This is a genomic window from Streptomyces decoyicus, assembly GCF_019880305.1.
In the GTDB taxonomy this organism is placed as follows: Bacteria; Actinomycetota; Actinomycetes; order Streptomycetales; family Streptomycetaceae; genus Streptomyces; species Streptomyces decoyicus.
On record NZ_CP082301.1, the window covers coordinates 4,654,874 to 4,672,508 of the forward strand.

Sequence of the window (17,635 nt, forward strand, 5' to 3'; positions counted from 1 at the left end):
TGAGGGGGCGCGTATGAGGAGTGCACGGGAGCAGCGGTATGGCGAGGAGGCGGACGTCCGCGGGGCGGCCTCCGGGGCGGCCTCCGGCCGGGATGCCACGGTCACGGCCGAGGGGCTGCCCGAGTGGCTGTCCCCGGTGGCCCGCGCCGCCGCCACGATCGAGCCGCGCCAGCTCAGCCGCTTTCTGCCGCCGGAGAGCGGCGGCCGGCAGTCCGCGGTGCTGATCCTCTTCGGCCATGGCCCCCGCGGCCCGGAGCTGCTCCTGATGGAGCGCGCGGGCACCCTGCGTTCGCATGCCGGCCAGCCCTCGTTCCCCGGTGGCGCCCTCGACCCGGAGGACGGCGATCCGGACGGGCCCGGTCCGGTGCGGGCGGCGCTGCGCGAGGCCGAGGAGGAGACCGGTCTCGATCCGTCCGGTGTGCAGGTCTTCGGCGTGCTGCCGCGGCTCTACATCCCCGTCAGCGGCTTCGTGGTGACACCGGTTCTGGGGTGGTGGCGTCGGCCGAGCCCGGTCGGCGCGGTCGACCAGGCGGAGACCGCCCGGGTCTTCACGGTTCCCGTGGCAGATCTCACGGACCCGGCCCATCGCGTGACCACGCGTCACCCCAGTGGCCACACCGGGCCCGCCTTCCTTGTCGAGAACGCCCTGGTATGGGGGTTTACGGCCGGAGTTATCGACCGGCTCCTGCATTACGCCGGCTGGGAGATTCCGTGGGACCGTGACAAGGCGGTCCCGCTGGACTGGCGCTCGTGAGACGGTGTCCGGCGTGAACGTCCTGGACATCTTGCTGCTGGTCGCGGCCGTGTGGTTCGCGATCATCGGCTATCGGCAAGGCTTTGTCGTCGGCATCCTGTCCGTGATCGGCTTCCTCGGGGGCGGCCTGGTCGCGGTCTATCTGCTGCCCGTGATCTGGAACGAGATCACCGGAGACGCGACACCCGGCACCTTCGCGGCCATCGCGGCGGTGGCCATCGTGATCGTGTGCGCCTCCGTGGGCCAGGCGCTCACCACCCATCTGGGCAACAAACTGCGCCGCCACATCACCTGGTCACCGGCGAGAGCGCTGGACGCGACCGGCGGCGCGCTGGTCAACGTCCTGGCGATGCTGCTGGTCGCCTGGCTGATCGGCTCGGCGCTGGCCGGGACGTCCCTGCCGACGCTCGGCAAGGAGGTCCGTAACTCCAAGGTGCTGCTCGGCGTATCCCGGGTGATGCCCCAGCAGGCCGGCACCTGGTTCGCCGACTTCTCCTCCGTCCTCGCGCAGAACGGCTTCCCGCAGGTCTTCACGCCGTTCTCCAACGAGCCGATCAACAATGTGCCGGCCCCCGACCCCCGGCTGGCCACCAGCCCGGCGGCGGCGCAGGCCAGGCGCAGCATCGTCAAGGTCGTCGGCACCGCCCCCGGCTGCGGCAAGGTCCTCGAAGGCAGCGGCTTCGTTTTCGGCCGGCACCGCGTGATGACCAACGCCCACGTCGTCGGCGGTGTGCGCGAGCCGACCGTCCAGGTGGGCGGCGAGGGCCGTACGTACGACGCCAAGGTCGTGATCTACGACTGGCAGCGCGATATCGCGGTCCTGGAAGTGCCCTCACTGGAAGCGCCGGCGCTCCAGTTCGCCAACGGGGACGCGAACAGCGGCAACAGCGCCATCGTCGCCGGCTTCCCGGAGAACGGCGGCTATGACGTGCGCTCCGCCCGTATCCGCGGCCGCATCCAGGCCAACGGCCCGGACATCTACCACCGCGGCACGGTCCGCCGCGATGTCTACTCCCTCTACGCCACGGTCCGGCAGGGCAACTCCGGCGGCCCGTTGCTCACCCCGCAGGGCAAGGTCTACGGCGTCGTCTTCGCGAAGTCGCTCGACGACTCCAACACCGGCTATGCGCTGACCGCCGACGAGGTCCGCCAGGACGTCCTCAAGGGACGTACGGCCCAGCAACAGGTCGGCAGCCAGGGCTGCGCGATCTAGGACCTGTCCGCGCGGTCCCCGGGGCGTGTCCGGTGCTCACGGCCGGACACGTGCCGCGGGGCGCGTCAGGCGCGGGGAGACGAGCTTCCCGCGCCCCGACGGCAGCGGCGTGGGGTTCAGGTACGGGGATGGCGTAGCCGTGCGCTCATCCAGCGCGCTCTGCGGCGCAGGATGAGGGGAATGCCCATGGGGTGCGCCGGATCGGGGGATTGGCCGGACCCGAGGTCCGGGGCTCCCCTGTCCTGAGTACCCACTGCAACAGCACTGTTGCGGCGGTTGCGTGCCACGTCACGGTAGTCGTGCGTCCAGCCCATACCCTCGACTCTGCCCGTGGCCCAAGGTCCGTAACCGCGTCGGGGACCGCCAATTGGCCTATGCGCGAGGCAAGTGGCTGTTCGTCATACGAGCGTTCGATCTCCCCGTGGGGGTTCGTCGCTGAGCGGTCCGGTCCGCCCGCTCAGCGGTGCGCGGGCAGACCCCCATGGGCTGCGTCCAGTGCCCTCAACGGTCGGCCCAGGGGACCGTGTTGCCCCTGGGCCGCGCTCCCGTTGCAGCTCGTCAGCGATCCGGTTCCGGGTCCTTGAGCCAGTTGATCAGTTCCGTGGAGAACGCCGCCGGGTCCTCCTCGTGCGGGAAGTGCCCCAGGCCGTCGAACAGCCGCCAGCGGTACGGCGCCTCGACGTACTCGCCGGAGCCGGCCGCGCTGCGGGTGCGCATCACCGGGTCGAGTGAGCCGTGCAGATGCAGGGTCGGGACCCGGACGGGCATCTTCATCCGGCGGTTGAACTGGAGACCGTCGGGGCGCGCCATCGAGCGCACCATCCAGCGGTACGGCTCGATGGAGCAGTGCGCCGTCGAGGGGATGCTCATCGCCCGCCGGTAGACCGCGATCGCCTCGTCCTCGGGCGGCCGGGGCCCGGACCACTCGCGGATCATCCGGCCCACCAGCGCCGCGTCGTCCGCCGTCAGCCGGCGCTCGGGCAGCCAGGGACGCTGGAAGTTCCAGATGTGCGAACTCTGGGCGCTCTGCCGGACGTCGGCGAGCATCGCCGAGCGCCAGCGCCGCGGGTGCGGCATCGAGCACACGGCCAGCCGGCGCACCAGCTTGGGCCGCATCACCGCCGCCGTCCAGGCGAGATAGCCGCCCAGGTCGTGCCCGACGAGCGCGGCGTCCGGCTCACCCAGGGACCGTATGACGCCGGTGACGTCCAGGGCGAGATTCGCCGGGTCGTAGCCACGGGGGGTGCGGTCGCTGCCGCCGACGCCCCGCAGATCCATTGCCACCGCGCGAAAGCCTGCCTCGGCCAGGGCCGGGAGCTGGTGCCGCCAGGTCCACCAGAACTGCGGAAAGCCGTGCAGGAGCAGCACCAGCGGGCCGTCGCCCATCTCCGCGATGTGGAAGCGGGCGCCGTTGGCCGCGACGTCGCGGTGCGACACCGCTTTCCCGCCGGGGACGTCGAGCCGCACGACCGAAGCGGTGCTGTCAGGGGCTGTCATACCGATGAGCGTGTCACAGACTCCAGCACGGGGTGCTCCACCGGCTCCAGGCGCGGGTGCGGCTTGGCCTTCTGGAGGACGGCCGCGGTCTGCTTGGCGGAGTTGATGGACTTCTCCGGCTTTTTGATCTTCTTGACCTTGACCATCGCGAGGAGGGCCAGCAGCCCGGCCAGGACCAGGAAGGCGCCGCCGACGATCAGGAAGGACCAGGCGAGGCCGAGGCCGAGGTTGTGGATGCCGTACGCCGCCGCGAAGCTCAGCACCGGCAGCGCGAACAGTGCCAGTGCGCCCGCGACCATGAACGCGGCACTGCCGATGCCCGCCCGCTTGGCGTCCTGGCGGAACTCCGCCTTGGCCAGCGCGATCTCGTCGTGCACCAGCGCGGACATTTCCGCCGTGGCCGTGGCCACCAGCTGTCCGAGGCTGCGGTCCGTGCCGTCGTGCACTGCGCTCATCGCCGTCTCCCTCATCTCTTCACCCGGATGCAAAGCCTCTCAGATCATGCCGGACCATCGTCTCCGGCATGCGTGCCGGAGGCCACTTCGGCAAGCCGCCGGTGCTCGGCGGCCTTGGCTTCGTGGATCGCCGCCATCCGCAGGTGGTACTCCGGCTTGTCGAGTTCGTAGATGTCGGGGATGCCGTCCTGGTCCTCGTCCCGCTCCTCGTCCTCGCACAGCTTCTTGTACTTGGTGTTGCGGAGCTTGAGGAGGATGCCGGCGAGGACGGCCGCCAGCAGCGAGCCGATGAGCACCGCCGCCTTGATCTCGTCGGTCAGTACCGGGTTCTCGGAGAAGGCGAGTTCGCCGATGAGCAGGGAGACGGTGAAGCCGATGCCGGCCAGGGAGGCGAGGGCGAAGACATCCGGCCACTTGAGGTCGGGGTTGAGCTCGGCCCGGGTGAAGCGGGCGGTGAGCCAGGTGCCGCCGAAGATGCCGAGCGCCTTGCCCACCACCAGGCCGAGTACGACCCCCAGGGTCTCCGGCCGGGTGAAGACGTCATGGACCGCGCCGCCGGATATGGACACGCCCGCGGAGAAGAGGGCGAACAGCGGGACGGCGAGGCCGGCCGAGAGCGGGCGGACCAGATGCTCGATGTGTTCGCCCGGGGACTGCGTCTCGCCGTCGCGCCGGGTGCAGCGCAGCATCAGGCCCATGGCGACGCCGGCGATGGTGGCGTGCACCCCGCTGTTCTCCATCAGGCCCCAGATGACCAGGGCGAGCGGGACGTAGACGTACCAGCCCCGTACGCCCTTGCGCAGCAGCAGGTAGAAGACCACCAGGCCGGCGACGGCGAGGCCGAGCGCCAGAAAGTTGATCTTCGAGGTGAAGAAGATCGCGATGATCAGGATCGCGAAGAGGTCGTCGACGACGGCGAGCGTGAGCAGGAAGGCGCGCAGCGCGGCGGGCAGGGAGGTGCCGATCACGGCGAGTACGGCGAGCGCGAAGGCGATATCGGTGGCGGTGGGGACCGCCCAGCCCTGGAGGGAGCCGCCGCCGATGCCGTTCACTGCGACGTAGACGGCCGCCGGCATCGCCATCCCGCAGAGCGCGGCGATCACGGGGAGCGCCGCGGCCTTCGGGTCGCGCAGCTCGCCGGCCACCAGTTCGCGCTTGAGCTCGATGCCGGCGACGAAGAAGAAGAGCGCGAGCAGTCCGTTGGCGGCCCAGTGCTGGAGGGACAGGTCCAGGCCCAGTGCGGCCGGTCCCAGGTGGAAGCCGCGGACCGCTTCGTAGCTCTCGCCGAGGGTGTTGGCCCAGATCAGGGCCGCTACGGCGGCGGCGAGCAGAAGGACACCGCCGACGGTTTCGGCACGCAGTGCGTCCGCGATGAAGTTCCGCTCGGGCAGCGGCATCCGCCCCAGGAAGGGGGAACGACGGTTGGTGGGGGCGCTCACGCGGTGACCTCCGGGCCTCTCGGTAGCTGCGTACGGCTGTTGCAGTTGCCGACCAGACTTCCCGGCGCACCCTGAGTTTCTTGGCGTGTCATTGACGCGGCTCCCACTTTACCGGGCGGGTGCAAGCGGCTATCCGGTGGCCTCACTTTACGGGCAATTCGGGCGTCGGGCCGCTGGAGGACGGGCCGCCGCGGGGCGCGGGAGAGGGGCCGGGTGCGCTGCACAGAGCCGGGCCGCCGACCGGGGCCGCGAACCGGCGGAGACGACGGAAGGGGCACCCGGCCGGGTCGGCCGGGTGCCCCTTCTGCCCTCCGTGCTCGCTCAGTCCTCGCTGGCCGCGCTCGGCAGCTTTGTCTGGATCAGGTCCATGACCGAGGAATCGGTGAGGGTGCTGACATCACCGAGGTCGCGGTTCTCGGCGACATCGCGCAGCAGCCGGCGCATGATCTTTCCGGAGCGGGTCTTGGGCAGCTCCGCGACCGGCAGGATCCGCTTGGGCTTGGCGATCGGGCCGAGCTGCTGGGCGACATGGGCGCGCAGCTCCTCGACCAGGCCCTCGTCCTCCGCCGCACCGCCGCGCAGGATGACAAAGGCGCAGATGGCCTGGGTGGTCTGCGGGTCGGTGGCGCCGACGACCGCGGCCTCGGCCACCTTGGGGTGCGAGACCAGCGCCGACTCGACCTCGGTCGTGGAGATGTTGTGGCCGGACACCAGCATCACGTCGTCCACCCGGCCGAGCAGCCAGATGTCGCCGTCGTCGTCCTTCTTGGCGCCGTCGCCGGCGAAGTACTTGCCCTCGAAGCGCGACCAGTACGTGTCGAGGTAGCGCTGGTCGTCGCCCCAGATCGTGCGGAGCATGGACGGCCAGGGCTCGGTCAGCACGAGGTAGCCGCCGGCGCCGTCGGGGACCTCGCGGGCATCGTCGTCCACGACGGTCGCGGCGATACCGGGCAGTGCCAACTGGGCGGAGCCGGGCTTGGTGGCCGTGACGCCCGGCAGCGGGCTGAGCATCATCGCGCCGGTCTCGGTCTGCCACCACGTGTCGACGATCGGCGTCGCGTCGGCCCCGATGTGCTTGCGGTACCACATCCATGCCTCGGGGTTGATCGGCTCGCCCACCGACCCGAGGATGCGCAGCGACGACAGGTCGAACTTCGCCGGGATGTCGTCGCCCCACTTCATGCAGGCGCGGATCGCGGTCGGCGCGGTGTAGAGGACCGTCACGCCGTACTTCTGCACGATCTCCCACCAGCGGCCCTGGTGCGGGGTGTCGGGCGTGCCTTCGTAGAGCACCTCCGTCGCGCCGTTGGAGAGCGGGCCGTAGGTGATGTACGAGTGGCCCGTCACCCAGCCGACGTCGGCGGTGCACCAGTAGACGTCGGTCTCCGGCTTGAGGTCGAAGACGGCGTGGTGGGTGTACGACACCTGGGTGAGGTAGCCGCCGGTGGTGTGCAGGATGCCCTTGGGCTTACCCGTCGTGCCGGAGGTGTAGAGGATGAACAGCGGGTGCTCGGCGTCGAAGGCCTCGGGCGTGTGCTGGTCGCTCTGCCGCTCGACGATCTCGTGCCACCACACGTCGCGGCCCTCGTGCCAGGCGACGTCCTCCTGGCCGGTGCGGCGTACGACCAGGACGCTGCGGACGTTCTCCGTGCCGGGCTTGGTCAGCGCCTCGTCGACGGCGGGCTTGAGGGCGGACGGCTTGCCACGGCGGTAGCCGCCGTCGGCGGTGATCACCACGCGGGCGTCGGCGTCGTTGATGCGGGTGGCCAGCGCGTCCGCGGAGAAGCCGCCGAAGACGACGGAGTGCGGGGCGCCCAGGCGCGCGCAGGCCAGCATGGCGATGACCGTCTCCGGGATCATCGGCATGTAGATGGCGACCCGGTCGCCCGTCTGCACGCCCAGCTCGATCAGCGCATGGGCGGCCTTGGAGACCTCACGCTGGAGTTCGGCGTACGTGATCGCGCGGGTGTCACCCGGCTCGCCCTCGAAGTGGATGGCGACGCGGTCGCCGAGGCCGTTCTCCACATGCCGGTCCACGCAGTTGTAGGCGACGTTGAGCTTGCCGTCGGCGAACCACTTCGCGAAGGGTGCGTTGGACCAGTCGAGGGTCTGAGTGGGTGCGGTCTCCCACGACAGACGTCCGGCCTGCTCCGCCCAGAAGCCCAGCCGGTCCGCCGCGGCCTGTTCGTACGCGGCGGCCGTGACGTTGGCATGCGCGGCCAGATCGGCGGGCGGCGCGAACCGCCGTTCCTCCTTGAGCAGGTTGGAGAGGGAAGAGTGCTCGCTCATGCTTCCGTCTCCTCCTTGAGCAGGTTGGCCAGGCTTTCGTTGCTCACAACATCTCCCATTCCCAGGGGTGGCCGATGTGTCCCCAGGTCATAGCTCATCAGCCCACGCCTGGCCCTGACAAGCGCTGTGGAAAAATATTGGTGTAGACCTGTCCCGCCGCGGTCCGTTCCAGGGGCGTGGAGATGTCTTCGCGCAGGTCAGCCGGTCACCGGCGCCGGCTCGCCGCGGACCGCGCAGAACCGCCCGTTGGTCTCGTCGAGCACGTATGCCTGAGCCTCGCCGACATGGAAATACATGCCGTGCAGCGTGAGCGCGCCCTCGGCCACCCGGCGTGCCACACAGGCGTGCGCCCTGAGGTGGTCGAGCTGTTGCATGACGTTGACGAGCGCCAGCCGCTCCTGGTCGTCGCTCACCGGCCGTCCGCTCAGCGCGACTTCGCCCCGCCCCAGCCGTCCGATGCGCTGCATACGGGCCAGGCTCGGACGGCCGTGCCGCAGCCAGCGGGTGAGCGGGGTCGGCTCGGCCTCTTCGGGCGCGGCGGAGCCGAGCAGCGCCGCCATGGCACCGCACCCCGAATGGCCGCACACCGTGATCGAACCGACCCGCAGCACCTCCACGGCGTACTCGATCGCTGCCCCCACCGAGTCGCAGGAGGCGTCCGAGCCGGGCGGTGGCATCAGGTTGCCGACATTGCGCACGGTGAACAGATCGCCCGGCCCACTGGATGTGATCATGCTCGTGACCAGCCGGGAGTCGGCGCAGGTCAGAAACAGCTGAGTGGGCCGCTGGCCCTCGCGCGCCAGCCGGGCCAGCTCCTCGCGCACGAGCGGGGCCGTATGGCGCTGGAACGCGCTGACCCCGCCCAGCAGTTGGCTTCCGCTGCTCTCCGGGTCCGCTGCCCGGTCGGGGCCGGGCCGGGTGCAGTGGTGGTTGCGCCACGGCGTCCACGGCCGGCAGGAGTGTGCGCTGGCCGGCTCGGCGATCGGCCGGCCCGAACGGCCGCCGAGGGTCACCCAGCCGCCGTGCGCCTGATGGGCGGTGGACCAGGACTGAAGTGCCTCGTAGGCGGCATGATCCATGAACGAGCCGCACAGCTCGACGACGACGTCCGTATGGGCGGGCACCTGCGCCAGCGCCCGGGTCAGCCGCGGTACCGCCAGAAACGTCAACTGGCCGCTGACGCGCACCCGGTGTCTCCCGGCCTCCTCGGTCACCGTGATCCGGGTGTGGGTCAGCCGGCGCAGCGCCAGGAAGACCGCGATCGCGATGCCCGTCCCCACGCCCTGGAGTACGCCGAAGAGGACGACGCCGCCCAAGGTGGCGGCGTACACCGGGAATTCGCGGTGCTGCTGTACGTGCCGGATGTGCGCGAAGCTCACCATCCGTACGCCGACGGCCATGACCAGCGCGGCGAGCGCCGCCAGCGGGATCAGCTCCAGCGCCGCTGCCAGCAGCCCGGCGCACAGCAGCACCCATACGCCGTGCAGCACCGTGGCCCGGCGGGTGACCGCGCCGGCCCGCACATTGGCCGAGCCGCGCATCGCGCCCCCGGAGATCGGCAGCCCGCCCAGCAGCCCGGAGACGACATTGGCCGTGCCCTGGCCGGCCAGCTCGCGGTTGAGCCGCGCACGCCCGGTGGGGGTGCCCGGCCGCTCGGCCGCCAGCCGGTCCACGGCCACCGCCGACAGCAGCGACTCCATACTGGCGACGAGGGTGACGGTCAGCACCGCGGCGGCGAGCGCCGGAAGGGAGGCGTCCGGCAGCGCGGGCAGCTCGGGCAGCCGCCAGGAGGGCAGCTCCACGCGCGCCACCGCTGTCCCCGTACTGACGGCCGTCGCGGCGAGCACGGCGGCCAGCGGGGCCGGCAGCATCCGCGCCCATCGTCCGGCGCGGCCCGGCAGCCGTCCCCAGCCGATGAGCACGGCGACGGTGACCGCGCCGATCAGCAGCGCGGCGGCGTGCGGATGCGCCAACTGGCCGGGCAGCGCGGTGGCGTTGGCGATCGCAGAGCTGTCGGGGCTGCCGCCGAGCACCACATGGAGCTGCCCGAGGGCGATGGTGACCCCGATGCCGGCCAGCATGCCGTGCACGATCGCCGGGCTCACCGCCAGCGTCGCACGGGCCACCCGCAGTGCGCCCAGGGCGAGTTGGAGGAGACCGGCCAGGACCGTGATGGCGCAGGTGGCGCGCCAGCCGTAGCGCTGGACCAGGTCGGCGGTGACCACCAGGAGGCCGGTTGCCGCGCCGCTCACCTGGAGCGGTGCGCCGCCGAGCAGACCGGCGACGAGACCGCCGACGACCGCGGCGATCAGGCCGGCCTGCAGCGGGGCGCCGGTGGCCAGGGCGATGCCCAGCGACAGCGGAACGGCGAGCAGGAAGACGACGGCCGAGGCGGAGAGGTCCCGGCGGAAGGCCGCCCGGCCGGTCTTCTTCGTACGGGGGCCGGGCCCGGAGGGCGGACGGGAAGGGGGAGGGGTCTCGGTGTGGTGCGGTGTGGGCGGCGGCTGCGGCGGCGTCTTCTCGATCTGCGGCATTCCCGTCTCCTCCGGGGCGACGCGGTCGCGCGGGGCGCGATCGTGGGGCGGCGGTGTATTGCGGCGGGACGTGAGCCGGCCGGCGGCTGTCGCTGTGGAGCGAAGGTCCGGTGACTCTCAAGCATCGGTAAATGGATCGTAATGACAGGTAAAGGGCAGGAGAAGTCTTTTCGGTCATATGCCGTCATCCTTCCCCTTATCGGATGAATGCTATGGCTTTTGGCTTGTGGTTTTGATGCCTCTTCTCGGGGCGGGAAGTCCTGGGTGCGGGCATTCCGGTTCATCGCTCGAAGGAGCGCACAGGCGGCAGGAATGAGGGGCCGGGCCGGGCGCCGGAGGGCCGCTGGGCGGCTTGCCTCTCCAGCGCCTCTCCGGGCCCGCCCGCGCCGCCCGGCAGGTCAAGCGGGCTGTGGGGCCGCCGTCCCCTCGGAGAGCACGAACGAGGGGTCGACCTGGGCCGCCAGGTCGACGCCGGTCTTCGCATTGCCCCAGCTCTCCGCGTTCTTCAGGTGGAAGTGCACCATCTGGCGCGTATAGCGCTCCCAGTCGCGGCGCCCGTACGCGGCGTCGGCCGTGTGGTGCAGCGTCTCCAGGGCGCGGCGGTTGGCCTCCTCCAGGCAGGCGAAGGGGGTCGGGCGGCCCTTCTCCATGGCGCGCACCCAGTCGGAGTGGCCGACGGTCACCAGCAGATCGTCGCCCACCTCGTCGCGCAGGAACGCCAGGTCCTCGGTGCCCTGCACCTTGTTGCCCACGACCTTCAGGGGGACGCCGAAGTCCCGTGCGTACTCCTTGTACTGGCGGTAGACGGCGACGCCCTTACGGGTCGGCTCGGCGACCAGGAACGTCATGTCGAAGCGGGTGAACATCCCGGAGGCGAAGGAGTCGGAGCCGGCCGTCATATCGACGACGACATACTCCTCGCGACCGTCCACGAGGTGGTTCAGGCACAGTTCCACCGCGCCGACCTTGGAGTGGTAGCAGGCCACGCCCAGATCGGACTCGGTGAACGGCCCGGTCGCCATCAGCCGCACGGCGGAGTCGTCGAGGTCCACCGACCTGGCGCAGGCGTCGTAGACGGGGTTGTCCTCGCCGACCCGCAGCAGCCGCGAGCCCTCGCCGGGCGGGGTGGTCTTGATCATTGATTCGGAGGACGGGATCCGTGGATTGCTGCCGCGCAGATAGTCCTTGATCAATGGGAGCTGGGCACCCATCGCGGGGAGCGCGGCGGCCGCGGTCTCGCCGAGGCCGAGGGCGGCGCCCAGATGCTGGTTGATGTCGGCATCCACGGCGATCACGGGGAGCCGGGCCGTGGCGAGATGCCGGATGAACAGGGAGGACAGGGTGGTCTTGCCGCTGCCGCCCTTGCCTACGAAAGCGATCTTCATGTTCACCAAGGGTAAGTGTCCGATGGCTCTGAGTGAGAGCCCTGCGTGAGGAAGACCACTCCTTCGAGGGGTCGGCCCCGGTGGTGCGTAGGGTCGTACCCATGGCTGGAAACTCCCGGGGGATGTCCCCCGCACCCCCCAAAGCGAGCGACGACCCGCTCGTGACCCTGGCCTCGCTCCCGGGGGTCGCCGACTCCGTGGACTCCGTACGCAAGGGCGTCGACCGGGTCTACGGGCACCGGGTCATGCGGCGCCGCAGCAACGAGGTGACCTCCGAGGCGGCGCTGCGCGGAGCGCGCGGTTCCGCGGCTCTATCGGGGGCCGACTGGGCGCTCGAAGAGGTCCGGCGCCGCACCGACTTCGGTGTCGAGGGCGAACCGCGGACGGTCGGCGCGGCCCTGCGGCTGACAGCCGAGGCCGGGCAGCTGCTCAGCGTGTGGCGGCAGTCGCCACTGCGGGTGCTGGCACGCCTCCATCTGGTGGCGGCATCAGGAGGAGGCCGTAGTTCCGAGGAGGCCGAGGGGCGGCAGCCGGGGGAGCCGGCGGACGAGACGGTGGGGCGGCCCCGGCTGGCCGGCGAGCCGGTGGACGAACCGCTCATCGAGCTCGCGCTGCCGGATGCCGACGAGGTTGCCGGGCGGCTGGACGGGCTGTCGCGGCTGCTGCTCGCCGGCACCGAGGCGCCGGCCCTGGTGACCGCGGCGGTGGTGCATGGCGAACTGCTCGCCCTGCGGCCGTTCGCCACCTGCAACGGGCTGGTCGCGCGGGCCGCGGAGCGGATCGTGCTGGTCGGCAGCGGACTGGACCCGAAGTCGATCTGCCCCGCCGAGGTCGGGCACGCCGAACTGGGGCGCGCGGCCTATGTCGCGGCGCTGGAAGGCTATGTCTCGGGCACCCCGGAGGGCGTCGCGGCGTGGATCGCGCACTGCGGCCGCGCGGTGGAACTCGGCGTACGGGAGAGCACTGCGGTCTGTGAGGCGCTCCAGCGCGGTGCGGCATAAGAAGAAGCCGAGGCGAAAGCTTCGGGAGTTTTCATGAATCCCTGAAACATTGCTTCATTCGGCCCTGAACAGGGTTGCGGCGGTACCAATGAGTGGTACCGCCGCTGGCATGTCCGCCGAGTTACCATGCGTGCTCGAATATGTGCCCATCAGGTCGGAATCTTCGTCCGGTTACCTGGTGCGGCTGGCCCGCAATCGACGGGTCGACGTCGCGTGGGTGCTTGGCATTCATGCATCGGTCCGTGGGCCACTTCCTGCGTTAAAGGTGTTCCTCTCGGATGTCCTTGGTCTCGCGGGCCGTTAAGGCCTTTGTACTACTCGGGCGGGGCAAGCGGAACCCCACGCTGCAGATCTTTACGTTTGACTTCAAACGCGGGCATTACGGGCGCGAGTGCTCCGGCCAATAAGGCCAAGATGTGGCTTTGTGGTTTTCCGCCGGCTCGCGTACCAGACCAGCGTCGCGGTGGCCATGGCCGCACCCGCCGCGGCCATGACGGCGAGCGCCGGACGCGAGGGCATCGACAGTGCGGGGAGCCGCTGCTTGAGCGGTACCGGACGATTGAAGGAGAGAACCGGCCAACCACGTGCGACCGCCTCGCGGCGCAGCGCCCGGTCCGGATTGACCGCGTAAGGGTGACCGACCGCCGAGAGCATCGGGACGTCGGTCGCCGAATCGCTGTACGCATAGCAGCGCTCGAGGTCGTATCCCTCGGAGACGGCGAGCTCCCGGACGGCCTCCGCCTTGGTCGGGCCGTAGGCGTAATACTCCACCTCGCCGGTGAAACGGCCGTCCTCGCCGACGACCATACGGGTGGCCACCACCCGGTCCGCGCCGAGGAGTTCACCGATCGGTTCGACGACCTCGGCGCCCGAAGTGGAGACGATGACGACGTCCCGCCCCGCGGCGTGATGCTCCTCGATGAGCGAGGCCGCCTCGTCGTAAATGATGGGGTCGATCAGATCGTGCAGCGTCTCGGCGACGATCTCCCGCACCTGTGCCACGTCCCAGCCGCGGCACAGGGAGGAGAGATATTCCCGCATACGCTCCATCTGATCGTGGTCGGCGCCGCCCGCCAGGAACACGAACTGGGCGTATGCAGTGCGCAGTACGGCCCGCCGATTGATCAGGCCGCCTTGGTAGAACGACTTGCTGAAGGTCAGCGTGCTCGACTTTGCAATGACAGTCTTGTCCAAGTCGAAGAACGCGGCAGTACGGGGAGTCGAGTGAGGCACGGAGTGGTTTTCCACGGGGCGAGCATAGGCGCCCACCATTCGGCGTAAGGTCTGGCGCGTGGGTTTGCCTGAGAAGGCTCTCGGGTACACCATGGAAGTCACGGATCGTTCGCGACCGTGCTAACCCGGTCCGGCTCCTCCCCCCCCGAGTCGGCCGTGGGGACGACCCCCGCTCTCCCCCCCGGCGGGGGTCGTCGCATGTCCGGATGCATTTTCCGCCGCCGGACGCTGATCCACTCCACTCCTTGCCGCTGCGGCGCCCCGGCCCGCGCTGCACGCATCCCCTTACGCACCGTAGTTGTCGCGCTGCTCTGAGGAAGACTCTCTTGAGCCCCGGAAGGTGCCCTTCGTCGCTGGAATAGGTGACAGGGATATTCACAGCCACGGCGTTGTCCACAATTTTGGTTCAAGATCCACAAGATTTCCCCGATCGCTGCACGGTGAAAGTCCGCGAGTTCGCGGAGGAGCGAGTTGTGCAGCGACAGGGGGACAGAACGTGGCCGAAACCACGCCATCGGAACGGGCGGTCCGAACCAGCGAAGAGCCGGGCGGGCCGCTGATCATCACCGAGGACGAACGGCTCCTCGACGATCTTCTGCGGTTGTGTGCGGCGGCCGGTGCGCTGCCCGAAGTGGCGCACGGCCTGCCGGCCCGTAAGGGGGACTGGGAAGCACCGCCCCTGGTGATCGTCGGCGACGACTGCGCGCCCCGGTTGCGCGGCGCCGGACGGCGGCCGGGCGTCATCCTCACGGGCGGGGACGCGGACGACCCCGAGCTCTGGCGCCAAGCCGTCGCCCTCGGGGCCGAGAGCGTCCTCGCCCTTCCCGACGGCGAGCGCTGGCTGACCGACCGGATCGCCGACGCGATCGAGGGCGTCGGACCCCCGGCCCTGACGGTCGGCGTCATCGGCGGTCGCGGGGGCGCCGGAGCCAGCACCCTGGCCGGCGCGCTGGCCGTCACCGCGGCCCGTACGGGACGGCGCACCCTGCTCGTCGACGGAGATCCACTGGGCGGTGGGCTGGACGTCCTGCTGGGCGGGGAGAAGGAAAAGGGCCTGCGCTGGCCCGCCTTCGCCGAGTCGCGCGGCCGGGTGGCCTGCGGTGCCCTGGCGGAGTCGCTGCCGCGGCTGCACTCGCTGCGGGTCCTCAGCTGGGACCGGGGCTCCGACGTCACCATCCCGCCCCCGGCCATGCGCGCGGTGCTGGCCGCGGCGCGCCGGCGTGGCGGCGTCGTGGTGGTGGACCTTCCGCGCAGGGTCGACGAGGCGGTGGCGGAGGCTCTGGCGCAGGTGGACATGGGCCTGCTGATCGTCCCCACGGAACTGCGCGCGGTCGCCGCGGCCCAGCGGGTGGCCTCCGGGGTGCAGAAGGTGCTCGGCGATCTGCGGGTGGTCGCGCGCGGGGCTCCCGGACGCCATGGGCACGGACTGCCGCCGGACGATATCGCCCGCCTCATGGAGCTGCCCTTGGCCGGGGAAGTGCCGTGGGAGGCGGGGCTGGTGGCGGATCTCGCGCGTGGCGTGCCGCCGGGGGCGCAGGTGCGCGGGCCGCTGGCGCGGTTCTGCGCGAGGTTCTGGGGGCGGGTGGCGGACTGCGGGAGCGAGGGCGGCGGGCCGGGATCCGCTGCGCGGCCGGGGCCGGCTCCGGGCGGTGGGCCGCGACCGGGGGCCGGACCGAGCGGCGGCGCGGTGCCGTGGCCGGCGGCCGGTTCCCTGGCTCCTCGTGCGGCCGTGCGGAAGGGAGGCCGGTCATGAGCCAGGGCCAGGACTTGCTGGAGGTGGTGCGCAGGCGGCTCGCCGAGGCCGGGGCGGAGCCCACGCCGGCCCGGGTGGCGGTGGCACTGCGCGAGCAGGGGCGGCTCCTGGGGGATGCCGAAGTGCTGGGTGTGGTGGCCTCGTTGCGGTCGGAGATGGTGGGCAGCGGCCCGCTGGAACCGCTACTGGCCGCGCCCGATGTCACGGACGTCCTGGTCACCGCGCCGGACGAGGTCTGGGTGGACCGCGGCGGCGGGCTGGAACGTACCGAAGTCCGCTTCCGGGACGCGGCCGAGGTGCGCAGACTTGCCCAGCGGCTGGCGGCGGTGGCCGGCCGGCGGCTGGACGATGCCCGGCCCTGGGTGGACGCCCGGCTTCCGGACGGCACGCGGCTGCATGCGGTGCTGCCCCCGGTGGCGGTCGCCGGGACCTGTCTGTCGTTACGGGTGCTGCGGCCGCGGGCCTTCGGCCTCGGGGAGCTGGTGGCGGCCGGCACGGTCCCGCCGGGCGGCGACCGGCTGCTCCGGGCGCTGCTGGCGGCCCGGCTCTCCTTCCTGATCAGCGGAGGTACGGGCTCCGGCAAGACGACCTTGCTCAGCACCCTGCTCGGACTGGTCGGCCCGGCCGAGCGGATCGTCCTGGCCGAGGACTCGGCGGAGCTGCGCCCGGACCACCCCCATGTGGTGCGGCTGGAGACCCGGCCCGCCAACCAGGAGGGCGTTGGCCGGGTGACGCTACGGGACCTCGTACGGCAGGCGCTGCGGATGCGGCCGGACCGGCTGGTGGTCGGGGAGGTGCGCGGCGCCGAGGTCACGGACCTGCTGGCGGCGCTGAATACGGGGCATGAGGGCGGCTGCGGAACGGTCCATGCCAACGCCGCATGTGATGTCCCCGCGCGCCTGGAGGCCCTCGGTTCCACGGCGGGCCTGGATCGCGCCGCGCTGCACAGCCAGCTGGCGGCCGCGCTCTCGGTCGTGCTGCATCTCGTGCGGGACCGGTCCGGCCGGCGCCGGATCGCCGAGCTCCATGTGCTGGAGCGGGACCGTGACGGCTTCGTGGTGACCGTGCCGGCTGCCGTCTGGGGCCCGGACGGCTTCCAAGAGGCGCCGGGCTGGGGGCGGTTGATTCGGCTGTGTGAGCGGGGTGGGGGCCGATGAGCGCAGTCGGTGTGGCGCTGGTGGCGGCGGTGCTCTGTGCTGCGGCCGCGGTCCGGCTGGCCGGTGGCCGACGGGACGACGGACGACGGCGGGCCCGGGCGTTGTTCGGCGGCGTCACAGAGGCGGACCCGGCGGTGGGGTGGCGGGGCGGGAGGGCGCGGAAGTGGTGCGCGGGGCGGGTGGTCGAAGGGGAGGCGGGGCGGCGCTGGAGCTTCGGGCGCTGGGGAGACGTCGGGCGGGAGATCTGGTGTCTGCCCGCGGGGCTGGTGCTGGGGGTGCTCGGCGGGTCCGTACTCCCGCTGCTCGCCTCCGTGGCGGGCCTCCTCCTCGTCCGGCGGTGGCTGGCCGCCCGTGGAGCGCTGCGTGCGCGCGACCGGCGGGCTGCCGCGGTGATCGGGTTGTGTGCGGCGGTGGCGGGGGAGCTGCGGGCCGGGCGGCAGCCCGCCCAGGCCCTGCTCGCTGCGGGCGCCCCGGGTCTGGGAGCGGCCGGCTCGGCGGTGGTGGCGGCTGCGCGGTACGGAGGGGACGTGGCCCGGGCGCTGCGGGAGGCGGCGCGGCTGCCGGGCGCCGCGGGACTGACAGGGATGGCCGCGTGCTGGCAGGTGGCGGTGGAGGGCGGCGCAGGGCTGGCCTCGGGGCTGGAACGGATCGCGGCCGGGCTCCGGGCCCAACGGGACCAACGCGACGAGCTACGGGCCCAGTTGGCGGGGCCCCGGGCCACCGCGCTGATGCTCGCCCTGCTGCCGGTGGGCGGGCTCCTGATGGGCGGCGCACTGGGCGCCGACCCCCTGCGGGTGCTGCTGCACACCCCGGCCGGGTGGGGCTGCCTGGCGGTGGGCGGGCTCCTGGAGTGGTGCGGGGTGGCCTGGACGGTCCGGATCGTCGCGGCCGCGGAAGACGGGTAGGGAGGGGATCGGTGTGAGCG

14 protein-coding genes are annotated in these 17,635 nt (G+C 71.6%); 6 read left to right on the forward strand and 8 right to left on the reverse strand.

Going from position 1 to position 17,635, the window contains the following annotated elements; all coding sequences use genetic code 11:
• Positions 1–13: 13 nt before the first annotated feature.
• Together K7C20_RS20490 and K7C20_RS20495 are read left to right on the forward strand one after the other, a co-directional pair.
• Positions 14–754 carry an NUDIX hydrolase gene (locus tag K7C20_RS20490; RefSeq protein ID WP_053210496.1) on the forward strand — a complete coding sequence of 247 codons (741 nt, stop codon included), beginning with the start codon at positions 14–16 and terminating at the stop codon, positions 752–754.
• A gap of 13 nt (positions 755–767) precedes the next feature.
• Positions 768–1,967 (forward strand): MarP family serine protease, encoded by a 1,200-nt coding sequence (locus tag K7C20_RS20495; protein ID WP_030074894.1) that lies wholly within the window; start codon positions 768–770, stop codon positions 1,965–1,967.
• A 116-nt stretch (positions 1,968–2,083) separates the two neighbouring features.
• Here the strand turns inward: K7C20_RS20495 and K7C20_RS38290 are convergent, their stop codons facing one another.
• From K7C20_RS38290 to K7C20_RS20525, 7 genes are all read right to left on the reverse strand, one after another.
• Positions 2,084–2,281 (reverse strand): hypothetical protein, encoded by a 198-nt coding sequence (locus K7C20_RS38290; protein ID WP_078889645.1) that lies wholly within the window; start codon positions 2,279–2,281, stop codon positions 2,084–2,086.
• A gap of 244 nt (positions 2,282–2,525) precedes the next feature.
• A complete protein-coding gene (locus tag K7C20_RS20500) occupies positions 2,526–3,464 on the reverse strand; it encodes an alpha/beta fold hydrolase (protein WP_030074893.1) in 939 nt (312 codons plus the stop codon).
• Positions 3,461–3,919: a phage holin family protein gene (locus K7C20_RS20505; protein WP_030074892.1), complete on the reverse strand. Its 459-nt coding sequence runs from the start codon at positions 3,917–3,919 to the stop codon at positions 3,461–3,463. The genes K7C20_RS20500 and K7C20_RS20505 overlap by 4 nt, the downstream gene beginning before the upstream one ends.
• Positions 3,920–3,963: 44 nt before the next feature.
• Positions 3,964–5,358, reverse strand: a complete 1,395-nt coding sequence (gene nhaA, locus K7C20_RS20510; protein ID WP_030074891.1) for a Na+/H+ antiporter NhaA — start codon at positions 5,356–5,358, stop codon at positions 3,964–3,966.
• Positions 5,359–5,679: 321 nt separating this feature from the next.
• Positions 5,680–7,647, reverse strand: coding sequence for an acetate--CoA ligase (gene acs, locus K7C20_RS20515; protein ID WP_053210495.1), 1,968 nt, complete (start codon positions 7,645–7,647; stop codon positions 5,680–5,682).
• A gap of 197 nt (positions 7,648–7,844) precedes the next feature.
• Positions 7,845–10,181 carry a SulP family inorganic anion transporter gene (locus tag K7C20_RS20520; RefSeq protein ID WP_053210494.1) on the reverse strand — a complete coding sequence of 779 codons (2,337 nt, stop codon included), beginning with the start codon at positions 10,179–10,181 and terminating at the stop codon, positions 7,845–7,847.
• A gap of 398 nt (positions 10,182–10,579) precedes the next feature.
• Positions 10,580–11,566, reverse strand: coding sequence for an ATP-binding protein (locus K7C20_RS20525; protein ID WP_030074885.1), 987 nt, complete (start codon positions 11,564–11,566; stop codon positions 10,580–10,582).
• A gap of 101 nt (positions 11,567–11,667) precedes the next feature.
• Here K7C20_RS20525 and K7C20_RS20530 point away from each other — a divergent pair, with 101 nt between their 5' ends.
• Entirely contained in the window at positions 11,668–12,567 is a 900-nt protein-coding gene (locus tag K7C20_RS20530; RefSeq protein ID WP_209444043.1) for a Fic family protein, read from the forward strand.
• Positions 12,568–12,933: 366 nt separating this feature from the next.
• Here K7C20_RS20530 and K7C20_RS20535 read toward each other — a convergent pair whose 3' ends face one another.
• Positions 12,934–13,839: an HAD family hydrolase gene (locus K7C20_RS20535; RefSeq protein ID WP_053210492.1), complete on the reverse strand. Its 906-nt coding sequence runs from the start codon at positions 13,837–13,839 to the stop codon at positions 12,934–12,936.
• A 457-nt stretch (positions 13,840–14,296) separates the two neighbouring features.
• On the opposite strand from K7C20_RS20535, the gene ssd reads away from it, so the two are divergent.
• From ssd to K7C20_RS20550, 3 genes are read left to right on the forward strand one after another with little or no spacing between them, the layout of a single operon-like run.
• A complete protein-coding gene (gene ssd / locus K7C20_RS20540; RefSeq protein ID WP_030074877.1) occupies positions 14,297–15,553 on the forward strand; it encodes a septum site-determining protein Ssd in 1,257 nt (418 codons plus the stop codon).
• On the forward strand, positions 15,550–16,710 hold the full coding sequence (locus tag K7C20_RS20545; protein ID WP_030074875.1) for a TadA family conjugal transfer-associated ATPase: 1,161 nt from the start codon (positions 15,550–15,552) through the stop codon (positions 16,708–16,710). The genes ssd and K7C20_RS20545 overlap by 4 nt, the downstream gene beginning before the upstream one ends.
• Entirely contained in the window at positions 16,707–17,615 is a 909-nt protein-coding gene (locus K7C20_RS20550) for a type II secretion system F family protein (RefSeq protein WP_030074873.1), read from the forward strand. Before K7C20_RS20545 ends, K7C20_RS20550 begins: the two co-directional genes overlap by 4 nt.
• Positions 17,616–17,635: the final 20 nt, after the last annotated feature.